The organism is Micromonospora sp. C81 (assembly GCF_018070425.1).
Lineage (GTDB): Bacteria > Actinomycetota > Actinomycetes > Mycobacteriales > Micromonosporaceae > Micromonospora > Micromonospora zamorensis.
In genome coordinates this window covers 14,294-33,776 of sequence record NZ_JAGPXS010000009.1, presented here as the reverse complement: position 1 = coordinate 33,776, position 19,483 = coordinate 14,294, and the positions used below count along the sequence as shown (strand labels likewise).

At 71.6% G+C, this 19,483-nt stretch carries 14 protein-coding genes; 8 read left to right on the top strand and 6 right to left on the bottom strand.

Annotated features, from left to right (window positions below; all coding sequences use genetic code 11):
* The first annotated feature begins 13 nt into the window (after positions 1 to 13).
* Positions 14 to 1,189, top strand: a complete 1,176-nt coding sequence (locus KBX46_RS16665) for an FxsB family cyclophane-forming radical SAM/SPASM peptide maturase (protein WP_210793168.1) — start codon at positions 14 to 16, stop codon at positions 1,187 to 1,189.
* Positions 1,186 to 3,093: an HEXXH motif domain-containing protein gene (locus KBX46_RS32545; RefSeq protein ID WP_210793167.1), complete on the top strand. Its 1,908-nt coding sequence runs from the start codon at positions 1,186 to 1,188 to the stop codon at positions 3,091 to 3,093. The genes KBX46_RS16665 and KBX46_RS32545 overlap by 4 nt, the downstream gene beginning before the upstream one ends.
* On the opposite strand, the gene fxsT is transcribed toward KBX46_RS32545, so the two are convergent.
* Both fxsT and KBX46_RS16650 read right to left on the bottom strand, forming a co-directional pair.
* On the bottom strand, positions 3,062 to 7,114 hold the full coding sequence (gene fxsT, locus KBX46_RS33125; protein ID WP_210793166.1) for an FxSxx-COOH system tetratricopeptide repeat protein: 4,053 nt from the start codon (positions 7,112 to 7,114) through the stop codon (positions 3,062 to 3,064). The genes KBX46_RS32545 and fxsT overlap by 32 nt on opposite strands.
* Positions 7,098 to 8,372, bottom strand: a complete 1,275-nt coding sequence (locus KBX46_RS16650; protein ID WP_210793165.1) for a TIR-like protein FxsC — start codon at positions 8,370 to 8,372, stop codon at positions 7,098 to 7,100. The genes fxsT and KBX46_RS16650 overlap by 17 nt, the downstream gene beginning before the upstream one ends.
* 209 nt (positions 8,373 to 8,581) lie before the next feature.
* Here KBX46_RS16650 and KBX46_RS16645 point away from each other — a divergent pair, with 209 nt between their 5' ends.
* The 3 genes from KBX46_RS16645 to KBX46_RS16635 are packed head-to-tail and all read left to right on the top strand — an operon-like array spanning position 8,582 to position 12,490.
* Positions 8,582 to 10,042 carry a sigma 54-interacting transcriptional regulator gene (locus tag KBX46_RS16645; RefSeq protein ID WP_210793164.1) on the top strand — a complete coding sequence of 487 codons (1,461 nt, stop codon included), beginning with the start codon at positions 8,582 to 8,584 and terminating at the stop codon, positions 10,040 to 10,042.
* A 2-nt stretch (positions 10,043 to 10,044) separates the two neighbouring features.
* Complete coding sequence (locus KBX46_RS16640; RefSeq protein ID WP_210793163.1) at positions 10,045 to 11,997, top strand: VWA domain-containing protein; 1,953 nt, start codon at positions 10,045 to 10,047, stop codon at positions 11,995 to 11,997.
* A 28-nt stretch (positions 11,998 to 12,025) separates the two neighbouring features.
* Positions 12,026 to 12,490 (top strand): hypothetical protein, encoded by a 465-nt coding sequence (locus KBX46_RS16635; RefSeq protein WP_088946350.1) that lies wholly within the window; start codon positions 12,026 to 12,028, stop codon positions 12,488 to 12,490.
* A gap of 156 nt (positions 12,491 to 12,646) precedes the next feature.
* Here KBX46_RS16635 and KBX46_RS16630 read toward each other — a convergent pair whose 3' ends face one another.
* A complete protein-coding gene (locus KBX46_RS16630; protein ID WP_210793162.1) occupies positions 12,647 to 13,654 on the bottom strand; it encodes a GlxA family transcriptional regulator in 1,008 nt (335 codons plus the stop codon).
* 1 nt (position 13,655) lies between these two features.
* Between KBX46_RS16630 and KBX46_RS16625 the strand changes: the two genes are divergently transcribed.
* Positions 13,656 to 15,011, top strand: coding sequence for an MFS transporter (locus tag KBX46_RS16625; protein WP_247667663.1), 1,356 nt, complete (start codon positions 13,656 to 13,658; stop codon positions 15,009 to 15,011).
* A gap of 30 nt (positions 15,012 to 15,041) precedes the next feature.
* On the opposite strand, the gene KBX46_RS16620 is transcribed toward KBX46_RS16625, so the two are convergent.
* The 3 genes from KBX46_RS16620 to KBX46_RS16610 are packed head-to-tail and all read right to left on the bottom strand — an operon-like array spanning position 15,042 to position 16,587.
* Entirely contained in the window at positions 15,042 to 15,746 is a 705-nt protein-coding gene (locus tag KBX46_RS16620) for an RICIN domain-containing protein (protein WP_141907997.1), read from the bottom strand.
* Between the two features lie 46 nt (positions 15,747 to 15,792).
* Positions 15,793 to 16,077 carry a DUF427 domain-containing protein gene (locus KBX46_RS16615; protein WP_074317101.1) on the bottom strand — a complete coding sequence of 95 codons (285 nt, stop codon included), beginning with the start codon at positions 16,075 to 16,077 and terminating at the stop codon, positions 15,793 to 15,795.
* Between the two features lie 39 nt (positions 16,078 to 16,116).
* Complete coding sequence (locus KBX46_RS16610; RefSeq protein WP_210793160.1) at positions 16,117 to 16,587, bottom strand: aminoacyl-tRNA deacylase; 471 nt, start codon at positions 16,585 to 16,587, stop codon at positions 16,117 to 16,119.
* A 93-nt stretch (positions 16,588 to 16,680) separates the two neighbouring features.
* Between KBX46_RS16610 and KBX46_RS16605 the strand changes: the two genes are divergently transcribed.
* The gene (locus tag KBX46_RS16605; protein WP_099850771.1) at positions 16,681 to 18,078 is read left to right on the top strand and encodes an FAD-binding oxidoreductase; all 1,398 of its coding nucleotides are present in this window, start codon (positions 16,681 to 16,683) and stop codon (positions 18,076 to 18,078) included.
* On the top strand, positions 18,075 to 19,418 hold the full coding sequence (locus KBX46_RS16600) for a class I SAM-dependent methyltransferase (RefSeq protein ID WP_099850773.1): 1,344 nt from the start codon (positions 18,075 to 18,077) through the stop codon (positions 19,416 to 19,418). Before KBX46_RS16605 ends, KBX46_RS16600 begins: the two co-directional genes overlap by 4 nt.
* Positions 19,419 to 19,483 lie beyond the last annotated feature (65 nt).

The following is a 19,483-nucleotide window of genomic DNA, read 5'->3' as shown; positions in this document are numbered from 1 at the left end:
CGGCGGGCGCGGCATGACGGGGACCGTCACGGTAGCCGAGGGCGGCGTCGCAGCCCGCCCGCGGCCCGTCCCGTTCTCGGAGTTCATCCTCAAGGTCCACAGCAGGTGCAACCTGGCCTGCGACTACTGCTACATGTACGAACTGGCGGACCGCAGCGCCCTCTCCGACCCCCTGCTGATGGCCCCGGCGATCTTCGACCACGCCTGCCAGCGGATACGTGAACACGTCCGCGCCCACGACCAGACCGATGTGCGGATCGTCCTGCACGGCGGTGAACCGCTCCTGGTCGGCGCTCCCAACCTGGTCCGGATGGCGGACCGGCTCCAGGAGGCGGTCGCGCCGTCGCAGGCCCAGGTCAGTGTGCAGACCAACGGCACCCTCCTGACTCCACACGCTCTCTCCCTGCTGGCCGACGCCCGGGTGCGGGTGGGCGTGAGTCTGGACGGAGACCGGACGTCGAACGACCGGCACCGGCGGTACGCGTCCGGTCGCAGCAGCTACGACGAGGTCGACCGCGCCCTGCGCCTGCTCGCCGAGCGGCCCGACTCGTACGCGGGTGTGCTCTGCGTCGTGGACCTCGCCGCCGATCCGCGACAGACCTACGAGACGCTGGTGTCGTACCGGCCGCCGATGGTGGACTTCCTGCTCCCGCACGCCAACTGGGAGGCGCCGCCGCGGCGGGGTGACGGCCCGAGCCCTTACGGCACCTGGTTGGCCGCCGCCTTCGATGCCTGGTACGACACCTCGCCCCGGCTGACCCGGGTGCGTCTCTTCGAAGAACTCATCAATCTGCTGTTCGGAGGGCGGAGCCGGACCGAGTCCCTCGGGCTGAGCCCGGTGGCCGCAGTGGTGGTCAACACCGACGGGGCGTACGAGCAGGTCGACACCCTGCGCTCCACGTACCCCGGCGCGGTCGGCACCGACCTGACCGTCTTCACCGACTCCCTCGACGATGTGCTGCGGCACCCCGCCGTCATCGCCCGCCAGGTGGGAGTTGAGGCCCTCGCCGCCTCCTGCCGAGCGTGCCCCGTGCACCGGGTCTGCGGTGCCGGCAACTATCCCCATCGGTACCGGGAGGGAAGCTTCACCAACCCGTCCGTCTACTGCCCCGATCTTCTGCTGCTCATCGCCCATGTGGAACGACGCCTGCGAGCGGACCTGGCAGCCATGCCCCGGGAGCGGTCGTGACGGGATACCACCGGCTCGCCCCCGACGACCTCGCGGCGCTCGCGGCTGGCCTCGGTGACCGGAGGACGATCCGTCTGCTGCGTGACGGTCAGGTCAGCAAACGCATGCTTCAGCTGCGCGCGCTCCTCGACACCGTCGATTCGGAGGAGACCGCCCGACACTTCGCGCTGTGGGCCACGGCGGCGGACCGGTCGCCCGAGGCGGGGCCGGCGGTGCTGGCCCTGCCGCACACCGGTGCCTGGTTGGCCACCGCGCTGCGGCGACTGCGTACGCCGATGCCGTCCGGTTCGGCGTCCGCCGCGGCAGTCGGCCGGACGACCGGCGGGTTGGTGGTGGAGGCCGCACCCGAGTGGCCCGTCGAAGCCGAGCTGACCCCGCTCGGGTCGATCGCCGCGGTGGCGGCCCTCCGGGCCGGAATGGACTTCGAGCTCAGCGTCACGCCGCGCGACGGGGTCGTCTACCTGCCCACGCTCGGGCTCGCGCGGGTGGGGGACGTGCAGCGGGTGACCATCAAACGGGCGGGGTCGCAGCTCCTGGTCGGGCCGGTCACGGTGTCGCTGGTTCCTCCGCCGGACGCTGGGCCGGGTGCGGAGACCGACGGCTGGTCCGGCCTGCACCGACTGTGCAGCACCGCAGACGGGTTGACGCTGCGGATCACTCTCGACGATCTCGACCCGTACCGGGACCGGCACCAGCTGTGCGCCGCGGACCGGCTCACGCCCGCCGAGGTGTCCGAGTGGCAACGGCTGCTCGACGAGGCCTGGCCGATGCTGGTGCGTCACCACCGTCGGCACGCCGAGGCGATCGCCGAGGGCCTGCGCTGCCTCGTGCCGCTGCTGGCCGATTCGGTCAGCGCCGGGGTCAACGTCACCAGCATGGACGCCTTCGGGTCGGTCTCGATGACCCGTCCGATCGACGGGGAGGCGTTCGCGCTCGGCCTGCTGCACGAGTTCCAGCACGCCAAGCTCGGAGCGACGATCGACGTCGAGCCCCTCTACGACCGTGACGACCGGCGCTACTACTACGCCCCCTGGCGCGACGATCCGCGTCCTCTCGGCGCCGTCCTCCAGGGTGTCTACGCCTTCATCGCGGTGACCGAGTTCTGGCGGGGGCGTCGTGCGTTACGCAGTGGTGGCCCGGCCCGGTTGGCCGAGGTGGAATTCGCTCGCTGGCGCGACCGCGTGTCCCGCACCTGCGCGGACATCGAGTCCTTCGGCCGTCTGACCGCGGCCGGCCGCGAATTCGTCACCGGTCTGCGGCGGGTCATCGACGACTGGCGGGACCCGGTGGACCCGGGGGCGGCCGAGCTCGCCAGGGAGGCCGCCGAGGACCACTGGACGGTCTGGCGACTGCGGAACCGCCGGCCGGATCCGGACGCCGTCCACCAGCTCGCCGCCGCCCGCGCGGCCGGCCTGCCGTGCCCCGCCGCCATCGTCACGCTGCGGGTGGAACCGGCCGACGGTCGATGGCTGAGCCTCAGCCCACGGCTCGATCTGGTGCGGCTGCGGTTGAGCGATCCGGAGCGGTTCATGCGGCTGCGCACCGGCGCGGAACGCCTCGTCGACGCACTGCCCATGGCGTCCGACGGTGACCTGGCCCTCGCCGCCGGGGATGACCTCGCCGCCCGCGAGAGCTACCGCGGGCAGGTGTGCGCTGATCCGGAGCAGCTCTCCGCCTGGGTCGGCCTGGCCCTCGCCGAGCAGCGCCTGACTGCGGCGCAGAAGACCGGCGGCGCCGACCCGGAGCTGTGCCGAGCGGTGTACCTGCGGCTGCGCGCGGCCGGGCACCCGGAGGATCCACTCGAACTGGCCCGCTGGCTTGCTCCGGTCACCTGCGTGGCGGCAGCGGGCATCGAGCACGGTGGCGCGTCGTCTACGTCGGTGGCGGTTCCAGATCGCAGTTGAGGCGGTTCGCCTCGACCAGGGCGATGGTGTTCGGGTGGCTGTCACCCAGGACGCGGCGGAAGAGGGGCATCACCGCGTCACGCAGAGTGCGGGCACCTCGGTGGTCTCCGGCGACACTCAGACTGGTGGCCAGGTTGTTCGCCACCGCGAGGGTGTCCGGGTGGGACGGCCCGAGGATGCGCTGCGCCCGCTCGTAACAGTCCTGGTCGGCGGCGAGGGCCGCCGCGAACTCCCGACGCACGTACCAGCAGTTGGCGAGGTTGATGTTCGCGGCCAGCGTGTACGGATGGTCCGCGCCGACCCGTTCGGTGAAACGGTTGACGACCTCGTCGGACAGCGTGAAGGCCGCCTCCAGATCCCCAGCCTTCCGGAGGAAGATCGCCAGGTTGTTGCCGTACGCCAGGGTGAACAGGTGGTCCTCGCCCATCGCGTCCCGATACCACCGGTATACCGGCCGTGCCCGGCGAAGCGCGCCCGCGTCGTCCTCCAGAGCGGATTCGTCACAGGCCAGATTCATCGCGGCAGCCTGCACGTCCGGATGATCGGGGCCGTGCCGGCGGCGGGAACGGACCAGCACGTCCGCGCTCAACCCGTGGGCCCGCTCGAACTCGCCCAACTTGCGGAGGGTCACCGCGTAGTTCTTGGCTACCCGTAGCGTCTCGCTGTCCTCCTCGCCGAGCACCTCCCGGTCCGCCTCCACCGCTGCCTCCAGGACCCGGCGGGACTCGGTGAGGTCGCCCGTGTCGCGCAGGTCGCGGCCGTACTGCCCCTCCGAGAAGAGGGTGTACGGGTGCATCGGACCGAGCGTGTCGCGGCGGCGGGCCAAGGTGCGTTCGTTGAGCCGCAACGCCCCACGCAGATCGCCGACCAGCCGGAGCGACAGGGCCAGGTTGTGCGCGGCGATCAACGCCCGTGGGTGTTCCTCGCCGAACACCTCGCGGGCCAGTTCCTCCGTGCGAGTGTCCAACTCGCGCGCCCGTTCGAAGAACCCGAGCGCGCGCAGGTCCGCGGCGAGGCTGCCCGCGACGATCACCGTGTACTCGTGGTCCTCGCCGAGCGTGTCGGAGAGCCGCTGGTACACGTCCTGATCGATGTCGTACGCGGCCTGGTACTGCGCCTCGAGGCGCAGCGCGTTGGCGAGGTGGAAGCGCATCATCTGGGTCGGCGGGTCGTCAGCGCCATGCTCCGCCCGCCACGCCTCGATCGCCTTCTCGGCCAGCTCGGAGCAGGTGGCGAAGTCGACCCGTGTCCACATGTAGCGGGCCACGTCGAGCAACAGCTGTCGGACCTCCGGCTGGGGCGAGTTGAGGGTCTTCGACGGCAGCAGGTGTGGCCAGAGATCCGCGTAGATCGGCCAGTTGCGGGGCTGGTCGGGGTCCTTCGGGTTGGCGGCGGCGAGGATCGCGTGCACGTGACGCCGGTTCTCCGCCTTGGCCTCGTCGGACATGGACTCCCGGATCAGCTCCTGCACCAGTGGGTGCATGCGGAGGCTGGTCTGGTTGCCGTCGTCACCGCGGTCCGGAGTGCGCCCGCGCCCGCCGCGCACGCTGTCGATGCGCGCCAGCGCGTACCGGCCGACATCCCGCAGCGCGCGCCCCATGAGCAGGGGATCCCGTACCGACGGATCGTAGGGGAGAAGCACGTTGATGAAACTGTCGTCGTAGAGCAGCGACATCGGGATCGGCTCGGCGGCGAAGAAGGCGCAGACCTCCAGCAGCTTCGCCGCCGCCGGATTGCGCTCCCGCAGGCTCTCCAGGGAGACGAGCCACGGCTCCGCGCCGGTCTGTTGATAGTCGGTGGGGAGCTCGTCGGAGAGCATGCCTGGCAGATACCGGCGCAGTCGCTGCAGATACTGGACGGCTGATTCGCCTGTGGTGGCGAGCCATGCTCCCGCCTGCTCGACGGCGAGCGGCAGGTCGCCCAGGCGGTCAGCGACCATCTCGGCATCAGCCAGGGGCAGGCGTGGGATTCGCCGACGCAACAACGCGGTGCTCTCCGCGCGGTCGAAGGCACCCACCTCGAAATTGCGGGCGTGCCGCGCCCAGACGTGGTTGCGGGTGGTGACGAGCACGTGGCCAGGCCCCTGCGGCATCAGGTCGTGCAACTCAGCGGGGTCGTCGGCGTTGTCGAGCACCAACAGCCACCGCCGGAAGGGGTCACCCCGGCGCAGGGCGTCCAGCACCCACTGGACCCGCTCGGCGACGTTGCCCCCGAGGGGTGTGTCCGCCTTGTCCGCCAGCCGGTCGGCGAGCGAGGCCAGAGCGAGCCGCATGACGCTCGGTTGCTGCGCGGAGATCCACCAGACGACGTCGTACTCGGCGCGGAAGCGGTAGGCGTATTCCAGGGCGATCTGGCTCTTGCCGACGCCACCCAGACCGTGCAGTGCGAGCGGGGTGTGCCGGGCCTCGGCCGACGACAGCCAGTCGCGCATCTCCTCCAGGAGTCGGCTGCGGCCGACGAACTGGACGTTACGCGGCAACGGCACCCGCCAGACCGGTGGCTCGTTGCCGGGGAACCGCCGTCGCTGCCCGGCACCCTCCGGGTCGGTCGCCGGGCGGGCGGGATGGTCCAGGGCCTCAAGCAGACGGGTGGCGGCCTCCTCCTGCGTGGCGCCCACCAGGTCCACCGGAACGCGTTCCAGGAACACCGCAGGCGCCCGGGAATTGTCCAACCGGACGGGCACCAGGAAGTTGCCGCCGCTGCCCGACTCGTAGCTGGTGGCCTGGGACCACAACTCGCTGGCGTTCGACGAATGCATGTATTCCTGGGACAGCAGCACCACCAGCCGGGCCGCGTCCTTGAAACCGACGGCCGTCGACGTCCCCTCGACAGGGCTGGCCGGAAAGTCGACCTCTCGCATCACCGTACGCAGCCCCGCCGAACGGAGCTCGTCGCGGACCCATTCGGCCCAGGACCGGTCGAGGGAGACGTAGCTGACGAAGACGTCCGGTGCGGCACCGGAGATGCGTTGCCTCTCGAACTTGGCCAACCACTGACGGCGCAGCCGATCCTCCATGGCTGGCAGGCTGTCGACCGAGTCCTCGGTGATCGCCTTGGTCAGTCGCTCGTAGGCGGCGAGCAGCGTGCCCTCATGGTGGGCCCGGTCGCCGAACCCCGCCAGGATCTCCTCGTACGCGTAGTAGGGCTGGTAGGGGATCTCGATCTCACCCCAGTACCGGTCGCTCTCCTCTACGGAAGTCCGGGGCAGCAGGGGCGCGAAGCGGCGGCGCGCGTGGTCCCGGCCCGCCTCCAACTTGAGCTGCTCGGCGTTGTCCACCCGCATCGGGACCGGCAGGATTCGGACCGGTCGGTCGCCGCGCTGCCGGATGATGGAGCGGGTGACGCCGGCAGCTCCGTCGATGCTCTGGTCGTTGAGCGTGAAGGAGGTGACCACGGCGTCGGGCAGCCGCACGGTGCAGATGCCCGCACCGTCGCTGACGCCGGTCCGGCTGTCGATCAGCACGTAGTCGTAGTTGTCCCGCATGCTGGCGGCCAGTGCGTCGAGGAAGCTGTTGCCGCCCAGCTTCTCGAAGAACGCCTGCCAGTCGAAGGTGCTCACGGCCTTTGTGTATGCCGTGTCCTGTCGGCCGGCGGGTAACAGGTCCAGGCTGCCCTTTGGGGTCGGACCCGCAGAAGGCCGGACGGCCGCGTTGGGAGCGGGGAAATCCCAGTGCAGCGAGACGGCGTGGTGCAGCACGTCGGCGGCGCTGCCGAGCCAGTCCTCGTCCTCCGTCTCCTCCAACGGTCGAACGACCGCCTCGGCGTAGTCACGGACCATGTCGATGATCCCGGTCGACGTCCGCAGATCCTTGTCGAGGAGGAACGGGTGGAAATACTTGTGCAGACCGGGGGATTCCAGGTCCCAGTCGACAGCGAGCACCCGGTAGCCGTTGGCCGCCAGGATCCAGGCGACGTTGGCGAGCGCCATGGTGCGGCCGGTGCCACCCTTGTACGAGTAGAACGTAATGATTCGACCCTCGACACCATCGCCGGTGATGCCCGGGTCAGCGCTCGTTGTCACGGCCGTCCTCCGGTGTGGTGTCGTCGCTCTCCGCGCCCCAGGGCCCGTCGATGCGTGGTGGTCGGGTGTCCGTGGCGGGGCTGGGGGGCCGGTGCACCGCTCCTCGGCTGAACACCCGGTTACGAGCGACCTCCAGGACCTCCGGCAGCTCCTCCTGGAAGGCGCGGTGGGTGAGGATGTTGGACCGGTAGAGCTCGTCGTCCGAGGCCAGGTCGTCGAAGATCTCCCGACACGCGCGCGACAGTGACTGCCAGTGCTCCCGGGTCTCCGTGTCGTCGCGGCTGCTCGGGATCAGCACGGCCGTGGTGCCACCGTCGCGCAGGGCGGCAGTGGCGTGGGCGGCAAGCGACTGTCGTTGCTCGGGCAGGCGGGTCAGCCAGGCGTCGACGATCAGCACCATGATCTGGTTGTAGCGGGCGGCCTGCTCGGCGCGGCGGGCCAGCTCCGTCAGGTCCACCACCGTTGACCGGTAGCTGTGGTCGGCCGCGATCTCACGGGCGTAGTCGACGACCGGATCGGGCAGCGGCGGCCCGTACGGTGCCCAGTCCAACGCATGGTTGCCGTACGTGGTCACGTGTTGGCGTACCGTGCTCATCTCGTCCCGGTGCGACGCCGCGACGATGAAGTGGACCAGCATCGGTGCGAACTGGTCGACGTCCGCCGCGAGCTGCCCGGGCGCCTGGTGGAAGGCGCTGGGCGTGGCGCGCAGGTCGATAGTGCGCTGGCCCTCCGGCAGCGGATGCTCCTCCACACTGGACACGATCTGGTTGGCCAGTTCGAAGAGGAACGTGCGGTAGTCGTCGCTGTGCCGTTGCAGTCGCATCAGCTGCCGGACCCCCAGCCGCTGATAGAGGTCGCCCAGGCTGTGGGAGGAATATTGCAGCGGGGAGGCGACCGGATGGATGCGGCCGGGTCGGGCCGGGATCCACATCAGCGGTTTGAGGAGCGAGCTGTCCACCCCGTTCTGCTGGTCGTAGCGGGCAGTGCGGTCGGCAAAGATCCGCCATTCCTGGCCGCAGGGCTCGCTCTGGAAATATCTCGGCGTCATCAGAGCGAGAAAGGAGCGGCACGTGCTCAGCGCCTCGACCAGCCGTTGCGGCCACCGCTCGCCCAGCAGGATGGTGCGATCGACGAAACCCACCCGCTCGTCGCGGGGCAGACCCGCGATCAGCCGTACCTCTGCGCTGAGATCCTCGTAAAGACGTTGGACCAGTGCGTCCTCGTCGCCCCTCGCGTAACTGAGGAAGAAGTACAGCACCGCACCTCCGCGCCGGGAGAGGTTGACCATCGGATGGCCGGGCCGTGACCCCGTCGGCCACGGCCATTTTTCGGCGGCCGTAAACGGCGGAGCTAACCGTGAGTATAGGGGCGGAGACGGCGTGCCACAGCCCGCCGATCGGCGCATCAAGAGGGCGTCTCGGATATCACTTTCCGTATTGGCGTAGGTCGACTCCGGGGTGAGCTAGCGTGGGTCGGGTGACTGCGCCTACCCCGGTAATCCCGGTTCCACCGGCCGACCTGCCCGGCACGCTCGGCGCGCTTCGGGCGGCCGGTCACCAGTACCGCACCGTCAAGCAGGAACTCCGCGACAACCTCCTCGCCCGGATGCGCTCCGGCGAGGCCCGTTTCCCCGGCATCGTCGGCTACGACGACAGCGTGCTGCCCGAGGTCGAGCGGGCGCTGCTCGCCGGGCACGACATGGTGCTGCTCGGTGAGCGCGGCCAGGGCAAGACCCGACTGATCCGCGCACTCGGCGCGCTGCTCGACGAGTGGACCCCGGTCATCCCTGGCTCGGTGCTCAACGAGCACCCCATGCACCCGCTCACCCCGGCTTCCCGTGCCCAGGTCGCCGAGGCCGGCGACGACCAGCCGGTCGGCTGGCTGCACCGCTCGATGCGCTACGGCGAGAAGCTCGCCACCCCGGACACCAGCGTCGGCGACCTGATCGGTGACGTGGACCCGATCCGGATCGCCCAGGGCCGCACCCTCGGCGACCCGGAGACCATCCACTTCGGGTTGGTGCCGCGCACCAACCGCGGCATCTTCGCCGTCAACGAGCTGCCCGACCTGGCCGAGCGGATCCAGGTGGCGCTGCTCAACGTGCTGGAGGAGCGGGACATCCAGGTCCGTGGCTACCAGCTGCGGCTTCCGCTGGACCTGCTCCTGGTCGCCAGCGCCAACCCGGAGGACTACACCAACCGGGGCCGGATCATCACGCCGCTCAAGGACCGGTTCGGCGCGGAGATCCGCACCCACTACCCCCTCGACCTGGACCTGGAGCTGGACCTCATCCGCCAGGAGGCCGACCTGGTCGCCGCCGTGCCGGAGCACGTCCTGGAGGTGCTGGCCCGCTTCGCCCGGGCGGTACGGGAGTCGCCGTCGGTGGACCCGCGCTCCGGGGTCTCCGCCCGGTTCGCCATCGCCGCCGCCGAGACGGTCGCTGGCGCCGCGCTGCGCCGCGCCGGTCTGCTCGCCGCCACCGCCACCCCGGAGGGGCGGCCCGAGGCGGCGGTGGCCCGGGTCGGCGACGCCGTGTCGGTGACCAGCACCCTGCGCGGCAAGGTCGAGTTCGAGAGCGGCGAGGAGGGGCGGGAGATCGAGGTCCTCGCCCACCTGCTGCGGACCGCGACCGCCGAGACGTTCCGCGCGCACCTGGCCGGGCTGGACCTGTCCGGCTTCACGGCGCTCGTCGAGGACGGCGCGGCGATCGAGACCGGAGAGCTGGTCAGCGCCTCCGAGCTGCTGCGTCAGGTCGGCACCGTGCCCGGCCTGGCGAAGGTCCTCGACCGGCTCGGCCTGGGCGACGCGCCCACCCCGGAGGAAGCGGCGGCTGCCGTCGAGTTCGTGCTGGAAGGGCTGCACCTGACCCGCCGGCTCGGCAAGGACGTCACCGACTCCGGGCGCACCGTCTACGGCGGCCGGGGCTGACCGTGGCCGGCAACCGGTTCCGGTACGGGCAGTGGAACGGCGGGCCCGACCCGCTCGCACCCCCGTACGACGTGCGTGAGGCGGTGGACGCGGTCGGCGCCGAGGTGCTGGCCGGCGGAAGCCTGCGGGAGGCGCTGCGCGACCTGCTGCGCCGTGGCCCCCAGGGGCGGGGTGGGCTGGACGACCTGGCTGCCCGGGCTCGGCGGCTGCGCCGGGAGGCGCTGCGTCGCGGTGACCTGGACGGCGCGGTGACCAGGGCCCAGGCTCTGCTCGACCAGGCTCTCGCCGCCGAGCGGGACGAGTTGCGCGGGCGCGACGACGACGCCGCGCGGTTCGCCGAGTCGGTGCTGGACAACCTGCCCCGTTCCACCGCGCGGGCGGTGGAGGAGCTGTCCGGCTACCAGTGGGCGAGCGACGACGCCCGCCGCTCGTACCAGCAGATCCTCGACCAACTTCGCGACGACGTGCTCGGTCAGCGGTTCGCCGGGCTGCGCGACGCCGTGCGCGCGTCCGCCGACCCGGCCGCCCAGCAGCGGCTCGCCGAGATGATGGGCGACCTGAACGACCTGCTGGCCCGGCACGGTCGCGCGGAGGACACCACCGACGCGTTCGCCGAGTTCATGCGCAGACACGGTGACTTCTTCCCGGAGAAGCCGGAGACGGTCGACGAGCTGATCGACGTGCTGGCCCGCCGCTCGGCGGCCGGTGAGCGGCTGATGAACTCGCTCTCCGACCGGCAGCGCGCCGAGCTGGCCGGTCTGATGCAGCAGTCGCTCGGCGACCGCCTCTCCGGGGAGTTGTCAGCGCTCGACGCGAACCTGCGGGCACTGCGCCCCGACCTGCGCTGGGGGCGTGGCGAACGGGTCCGAGGTGACCAGCCACTGGACTACGCCGACGCGGCCGGCGCGTTGGGTGAGATCGGCGACCTGGACGACCTGCTGGACCAGCTCGACCAGGAACACCCCGGGGCGACCCTGGACGACGTGGACGTCGACGCGGTGGCCCGGACGCTGGGACGGGACGCCGCCGACGACGTCCGCCGACTGCGCGATCTGGAGCGGGAGCTTCGCCGGCAGGGCTGGGTGAGCCGGGACGCCGAAGGGCTCACGTTGAGCCCGAAGGCGCTGCGCCGGCTCGGCGGGACCGCGCTGCGACGGGTCTTCTCCGACCTGACCGCCGGGCCGCGCGGCCAGCACGACCTGCGCTCGGCGGGGGCCGCCGGCGAGGTCAGCGGTGCGTCACGACCCTGGGCGTACGGCGACGAGCAGCCGTTGGACGTGGTCCGGACGTTGACCCGGGCGGTCAGCCGGGCCGGGCCGACGGTCCCGGTGCAGCTCGCGGTGGACGACTTCGAGGTGGTGGAGACCGAGAAGCGGGCGTCGGCGGCGGTGGTGCTCTGCGTCGACCTGTCGTACTCGATGATCTCTCAGGGTCGTTGGGGGCCGATGAAGCAGACGGCGCTGGCGCTGGCGCACCTCATGGAGACGCGTTTCCCGCAGGACGCCCTGCAGATCGTGGGCTTCGGCCGGGAGGCGACGACGCTCACCCAGCAGGAGCTGGCCGCTGTCGAGCCGGACGGGGAACAGGGCACCAATCTCCAGCACGCGCTGCGGTTGGCCGGTCGGCACCTGCGCCGACACCCGGACGCCGAGCCGGTGGTCCTGGTCGTCACCGACGGCGAGCCGACCGCCCACCTCGACCCGGACGACGGGGAGGCGCTGTTCCACTGGCCGCCGCTGCCGGAGACGATCGAGGCGACGGTTCGCGAGGTGGACCGGCTGAGCCGCTACGGCGCCACGCTCAACCTGTTCATGCTCGGCGACGACCCGGGCCTGCGGCGTTTCGTGGACGCGGTGGCCCGCCGCAGTCGGGGCCGGATGTTCACGCCGGACACCGACGACCTCGGCGAGTACGTGGTCTCCGACTACCTCCGCTCCCGCCAATCCCGCCGCTAACTCCCGGCGGGGCGGGTTGACTGGGGGAATGGAGAGCGGGGGAATGCGGCGGGCTTACGGTGCCCTGTTCGCGGAGGTCGACGCTGGCGGGTTCGGTCCGGCTCCGGAGGGGCAGCTCAGCGCCGAGCAGATCGTCGCGCATCTGGTCGCCAACGACGAGCTGATGATCCAGGCCACCGAGGCGCTGCTGGCCGGGTCGCCGTTCGCCTACTACGAGATGGAGGAGGACTTCCACCGTCCGCAGCTCGACGCGCTGGCCGCCGAGCAGGGTGGTCTGCGGGGTCTCACGGCTCTGCTGCACGGCACCAGCGACCGCTTGTGCGGGCTGGTCGACCAGCTCGGCCTGGCGGCGGAGACCCCGGTCGAGACTCACCTGCGCGAGGGCTTCGACCTCATTGTCGAGGAGTCGCTGCCGTGGTCCCGCACCCTCGATCTGCACACCCGGGTCCACCTGCCCAAACACCAGGCCCAGCTGCACCTGCTCCGCTCCTGAGGCGGGCGGCGGCCATCGCGCTCTGTTGAGCGTGATACCTGTGAGTCATATTTATGCCTCACAGTCATCGCGCTCAAAGTTGCGATGCCCTGGGCGGTGGCTTCAGGCGCGCGGCGGCAGGACCACCCGGGTGCGTGGCGGGGGTGCCTGGCGGGATCAGCCGCTGATCAGCTCGCTTCGTGGGTGGAAGGTGCGGCGGTAGGTCGAGGGCGCTACGCCGATGCGTTGGTGGAGCTGCTGGCGCAGGGCGGCGGTGGTGCCGAACCCCGAGCGGTGGGCGATCTGGTCGACGGTGAGGTCGGTCGTCTCCAGCAGCAGTCGCGCGTGGTCGGTGCGCTGTTGCAGCAACCACTGGGCTGGGCTCAGGCCGGTCTCGGACCGGAAGCGCCGGGTGAAGGTGCGCACGCTCATCCGCGCCTGCTCGGCCAGGTCGCGCAGCGCGATCGGCTCGTGCAGCCGCTGCCGTGCCCACTCCCGCGCGCTCGCGGTGCTGGTGTCGGTGGCCTTCGGCACCGGCCGCTCGATGTACTGCGCCTGGCCACCGTCGCGCCACGGCGGCATCACGCAGCGCCGCGCGGTCCGGTTGGCCACCTCGCTGCCGTGGTCGAGGCGGATGACGTGCAGGCAGAGGTCGATGCCGGCAGCGACCCCGGCCGAGGTGAGCACCTGATCGTCGGCGATGAAGAGCACGCCCGGGTCGAGGTCCACCCGGCCGTGCAGGCCGCGGAACCGCTCGGCGTACGCCCAGTGGGTCGTTGCCCGACGCCCGTCGAGCAGCCCGGCGGCGGCCAGCACGAACGCTCCCGTGCAGATCGACATGATCCGGACACCCCGCTCGTGTGCCCCACGCAGCGCCTCGGCGACCTCCGGCTCGACGGTGCCCGAGATCAACGCAGTGCCGTCGTGGATGCCCGGGACGATCACCGTGTCGGCGGTGGCGAGCAGTTCCAGACCATGGTCGGGGACCACCTGGAAGCCGGCGGTGCTGCGCACCGGTCGCCCGCCCGGGGTGCACACCCGCACGTCGTAGAACGGCGTCTGGTCGGCGGCCCGGGCGGTGCTGAAGACCTGCGCGGGGGTGCCGAGGTCCAGGCCGACCACGTGGTCCAGGGCGAGTACGGCGATCCGGTGCGGGCGAACGGTCATGGCCCGATTATTGCGCATGATGGCTTTCCGGCCACTCGTCGTGCCGTACGGCCCCGCCCAGACTGGTGCCGTGTCCAAGAACCGCCGTCTGCATCCCGCCTGGCTGGTCGCCGCCGTCGCCTTCGTGGCGCTGGTCGGTGCTGCCGGCTTCCGCGCCACCCCGTCGGTGCTGCTGCACCCGCTGCACGAGGAGTTCGGCTGGCCACTGGCCACGATCTCCGCGGCCGTCTCGGTCAACCTGCTGCTCTACGGGCTCACCGCGCCGTTCGCCGCCGCCCTGATGGACCGGTTCGGCATCCGCCGGGTGGTCTCGGTGGCGCTGCTGCTGGTCGCCGCGGGCAGCGGGCTGACTGTCTTCATGAGCGCCAGCTGGCAGCTCCTGCTCTGCTGGGGTGTGCTGGTCGGCCTGGGCACCGGGTCGATGGCGCTGGCGTTCGTGGCCACCATCACCGGGCGCTGGTTCGTCCGGCGAAGGGGCCTGGTCACCGGGGTGCTGACCGCCGGCGGGGCCGCCGGACAACTGGTGTTCCTGCCACTGATCGCCATCCTGGTGCGCGACCACGGCTGGCGTACGGCGGCACTCGTCGTGGCCGGAGCCGCGCTGGCGGTCGTACCCCTGGTGGTGTGGTTCCTGCGCGAGCACCCGGCGGATCTCGGTCTGCCCGCCTACGGGGCGGACGAGGTCGTCCCGGCGCCCCCGGCGACCGGCGGCGCGGCGGCCCGGGCGCTGGGCGCGCTGGCGACCGCGGCCCGGACCCGCCCGTTCTGGCTGCTGGCCGGGGGGTTCGCGATCTGCGGCGCGACGACCAACGGCCTGGTCGGCACCCACTTCGTGCCGGCGGCGCACGACCACGGCATGGCCCAGACCACGGCGGCCGGGCTGCTCGCCCTGGTTGGGCTCTTCGACATTGTCGGCACTATCGCCTCCGGCTGGCTCACCGACCGGGTGGACAGTCGGTTGCTGCTCGGCATGTACTACGCGCTGCGTGGGGCGTCCCTGCTGGTGCTGCCGAGCCTGTTCTCCGGCACCGCCGAGCCGACCATGCTGGTGTTCATCGTCTTCTACGGCCTGGACTGGGTGGCCACCGTGCCGCCGACCGTGGCGTTGTGCCGGGAGTACTTCGGTGGCGCCGGAGCGGTTGTGTTCGGCTGGGTGTTCGCCGCGCACCAACTCGGCGCGGCGGTCGCGGCGACCGGTGCGGGGCTGGTCCGCGACCGGCTCGGCGACTACGCGATGGCCTGGTACGTGGCGGGCGCGCTGTCGATCGGCGCGGCCGGACTGTCGTTGCTGCTGCGTCGGCGACCGGGCCGGCCGGTGCCGGAGGCCGTGCTGGCCGCCGCGACCGCCCCGAAGGCGTGGAGCTTCCGAGGCTGAGGCCGGGCCGGCGGCAGCGACTGCGGTCGGTCAGCTCACGGTCCACTGCTGGGCCGGCCGGCCGTCGCAGGGCCGCTGCCGGACCTCGTCGCCCGCCTCGACGCCGTCGTCGTCGGCCTGCGCGCACTTGCCGCTGTGCGCCGCGACCAGCAGCACCGGGCCGGTGCCGGTCGCGGTGAGCCGCCACTGCTGGTTGGCCTCGCCGTGGCAGGGCCACTGCATCACCCGTGCGCCGTCGTCCCGGCTGCCGCCCTCGACGTCCAGGCACTGCCCGTGGGCCGCGTTGGTCAACGTCAGCACGTCCGCGCCGACCGGGTTGACCACCCACTGCTGCTCCGGGCCGCCGCTGCACGCGGCCAACTGGGCGCCGGCCTTCTCGCCGTCGCCGTCGAGCCCGAGGCAGAGCCCGGAGGCGACCCGGAGCACCCGGGGCCCGGTGGGTGGCCCGGCCGGGGTCGCCGACGGGGTCGGTGACGGCTCGGCCGGTGCGCTCGGGTCAGCCGCCGGGTCGGTCGGCGCCGCGGCGCTGGACGACGCGCCGACCGTCGCCGGCACGGGCTGCTCGTCCTGCCCGTCGAGCAGCCCGGTGGCGAAGACCACCCCGAGGAGCGCGCCGACGACCCCGACAGCCACCGCGACCCGCAGCAGCGGGTCGGCCAGCGGCCCGGGGCGGCGTGCCTGTCGCCCGCCGTAGACGGTGCCGGCGGGGTCGGGGCGTTCGTGGGGCGCGGACATACGCGTCATCCTCGCCCACGGCGGCGCGCCGGAGCCAGCCCGGCGGTCAGTCGACGACCCGGACGTCCTTCCAGAACGCCACCCGGTCACGCACCATCTCGGCGTCCGGCTTGGGCTCCGGGTAATACCAGACGGCGTCCGCGCTGGTGCTGCCCTCGTGCTCCAGCGTGTAGTACGAGGCGGTGCCCTTCCACGGGCAGACGGTGTGCGTCGCGGACTCCCGGATCAGGTCGTCGCGCAGGGCGGAGCGGGGGAAGTAGTGGTTGCCCTCCACCAGCACGGTGTCGTCGCTCTCGGCGACGACCAGGTCGTTCCACACGGCTTTTGGCATGTCTCCAACACTAGGCCGTGGCAGTGACGTCGGCAGCGCTCAGCGGGTGGGCTGCGGGTCGGTGACGTCGGCCACTGTGGCGTCGAGGGCGGCGATCACGGCATCGGCGTCGGCGGTGATGGCGAGGCCGCGTTCACCGGCGCCGAGACTGATCTCCCGGCCGCGCAGTCGCTCGTCGGCGATCACCGGCCAGGCCGTGCTCGCGCCGAACGGGGTGATGGTGCCGCGTTCGTAACCGGTGGCGGCCAGTGCGCCCGCCGCGTCGGGCATGGACAGCCGCTGCACCCCGAGCAGGGCGCGCAGCTTGGGCCACGAGACGACCCGGTCCCCGGGGGTGAGCACGAACAGGTGATCGTCCGCACTCCGGCGGACCACGATCGTCTTCACCACATCGGCGACGGCCACACCCTGGGCCGCAGCGGCCTCCGCGAGGCTGCCGGCCTCACCGCGGCTGACCAGCCGATATGGCAGTTGGGCTGCTTCCAGGGCGGCGATCGCGGGCGATGGCATGCCCGCCACGGTAACGGCCGAGCCGGTCAGCGGACGGGAAACTGCCATCGTTGACATCCCACGGTTTTTGGAACGCGAGCGTAAGGTGATCACATGCGCGCTGAGCGTGTGGATCACCCCATTGACCATGATCAAGCGGTGGACACGCTGCGACGGTCGTACGCCGCGGTGCCCACGGGCGAGCCTGTCCGGCTGGCCAAACGCACTTCCAACCTGTTCCGCCCCCGGTCCGCTCCCCGGACTCCGGGGCTCGACGTGAGTGGCCTGAACGGCGTGCTGTCGGTCGACCCGACCGGCCGCACCGCCGACGTGCAGGGCATGTGCACGTACGAGGACCTGGTCGACGCGACCCTGCCACACGGGCTGATGCCGCTGGTGGTGCCACAGTTGCGCACCATCACGTTGGGCGGTGCGGTGACCGGCCTCGGGATCGAGTCGACCTCGTTCCGCAACGGCCTGCCGCACGAGTCGGTCCGGGAGCTGGACGTGCTCACCGGCTCCGGCGAGATCGTCACCGCCCGACCCGACGGGGAGCACGCCGACCTGTTCGCCGCGTTCCCCAACTCGCTGGGCAGCCTCGGCTACGCCACCCGGCTGCGCATCGAGCTGCAACCCGTCGGCCGGTACGTGGCGTTGCGCAACGTCCGGTTCACCCAGCTGGAGGCGCTCACCGACGCGATCGCGGAGGTGACCGCGACCCGATCCTGGGCCGGCGAGCCGGTCGACGCGATGGACGGGGTCATGTTCAGCCCCGGTGAGGCGTACCTGGTGCTGGCCACGTTCACCGACGCGGCGGGCCCGCCCAGCGACTACACCGGCCAGGCGATCTACTACCGGTCGCTGCGCCAGCGCACCCGCGACGTGCTCACCGCGCACGACTATCTGTGGCGCTGGGACACCGACTGGTTCTGGTGCTCGGCGGCGTTCGGTGCGCAGCACCCGGTCATGCGCAGGTTCTGGCCGGCGCGTTACCGGCGCAGCGACTTCTACCACCGGCTGGTCCGTCTTGAGCACCGACACCAGGTGGCGGCCCGGATCGACCGGCTGCGCGGGCAACCGGCCCGGGAGCGGGTCGTGCAGGACGTGGAGATCCCGCTGGGTGAGACGGCTGACTTCCTGCGGTGGTTCGCCAGCGCAGTGGGGATGAACCCGGTGTGGCTGTGTCCGTTGCGACTGCGTGAGCCGGCGGGGCCCGGCTCGGCGCGGTCCTGGCCGCTGTATCCGCTCCGGCCGGGGCAGGACTACGTCAACATCGGGTTCTGGGGGAGCGTGCCGATCGCGCCGGGCGCCGCCGACGGCGACGTCAACCGCACGATCGAACGCAGGGTGTCGGAGTCGGGCGGGCACAAGTCGCTCTACTCCGACGCGTACTACGACCGGGACGCCTTCGATCGCCTCTACGGCGGCGACACGTGGCGCGCGGTGAAAGACCGCTACGACCCGGACCACCGGCTGACGGGACTGTACGAAAAGGCGGTAGCACGAGCATGAGCCTGACCGACAGAGATCAGGGGGCGGCGAGCGTCCCCGCCACCCCACCGGCGGGGGGCCGGCAAACGGGTCCGACTGTGGCGGATGTCATCCGCGCGGTCACCTCGGGGCCGTTGCCGGTGCGGATCACCGGGTACGACGGCAGTTCCGTCGGCCCGTCCGACGCGGGCATCACCCTGGCGATCCAATCCGAGCGGGGTTTGTCCTATCTGCTCACCGCGCCCGGTGACCTGGGCATGGCCCGGGCCTACGTCAGTGGCGACCTGGCGTTGCAGGGCGTGCACCCGGGCGACCCGTACGAGGCGTTGCGGGTGCTCAAGGACGAGCTGCGGTTGCGCCCACCGTCGCTGGCCGAGGGGCTCGCGCTGGTGCGTGGGCTGGGCTGGGAGCGGCTGATGCCGCCGCCGGCACCACCGCAGGAGGCGTTGCCGCGCTGGAAGCGGGTGATGAACGGGATGCGGCACTCCCGGGTGCGCGACAGCACGGCGATCTCCCACCACTACGACGTCTCCAACGCCTTCTACGAGAAGGTGCTCGGCCCGTCGATGACGTACACCTGCGCGGTCTACCGGTCTCCGGACGACACGCTGGAGCAGGCCCAGGCCGCGAAGTATGACCTGGTCGCCGGCAAGCTGGGGCTCAAGAAGGGCATGCGGCTGCTGGATGTGGGCTGCGGCTGGGGTGGCATGGTGCGGCACGCCGCGCGTGAGTACGGCGTCAAGGCGCTCGGGGTGACCCTGTCGCAGGCACAGGCGCAGTGGGCGCAGGCCGCGATCGAGCGGGAGGGGCTGACCGGGCTGGCCGAGGTGCGACACCTGGACTACCGGGACGCGCCGCCGGAGCAGTTCGACGCCATCTCCTCGATCGGGCTGACCGAGCACATCGGGGTGCGCAACTATCCGGCCTACTTCGGGGCGTTGCGCAGTCGGCTGCGGCAGGGCGGCCGCCTGCTCAACCACTGCATCACCCGCGCGGACAATCGGGCGCCGCACCGCTCCGGCGCGTTCATCGACCGGTACGTCTTCCCGGACGGCGAGTTGGCCGGTCCGGGCCGGTTGATCAGCGAGGTGCACGACGCCGGCTTCGAGGTGCACCACGAGGAGAACCTGCGCCAGCACTACGCGCTGACGCTGGCTGCCTGGTGTCGCAACCTGGTCGAGCACTGGGACTTCTGTGTGTCCGAGGTGGGTGCGGGCACCGCCCGGGTGTGGGGGCTGTACATGGCCGGGTCGCGGATGGCGTTCGAGCGCAACGGCATCCAGCTGCACCAGGTGCTGGCCACGCACAACGGCCCGGACGGTGTGAACGGCTATCCGCTGCGACCGGACTGGTTGCCCTGATCACCTGCTGACCGTTGCCTGAAGCCGCGTCGAGAAAGTCGGCGCGGCTTCTCGCGAACCGATTG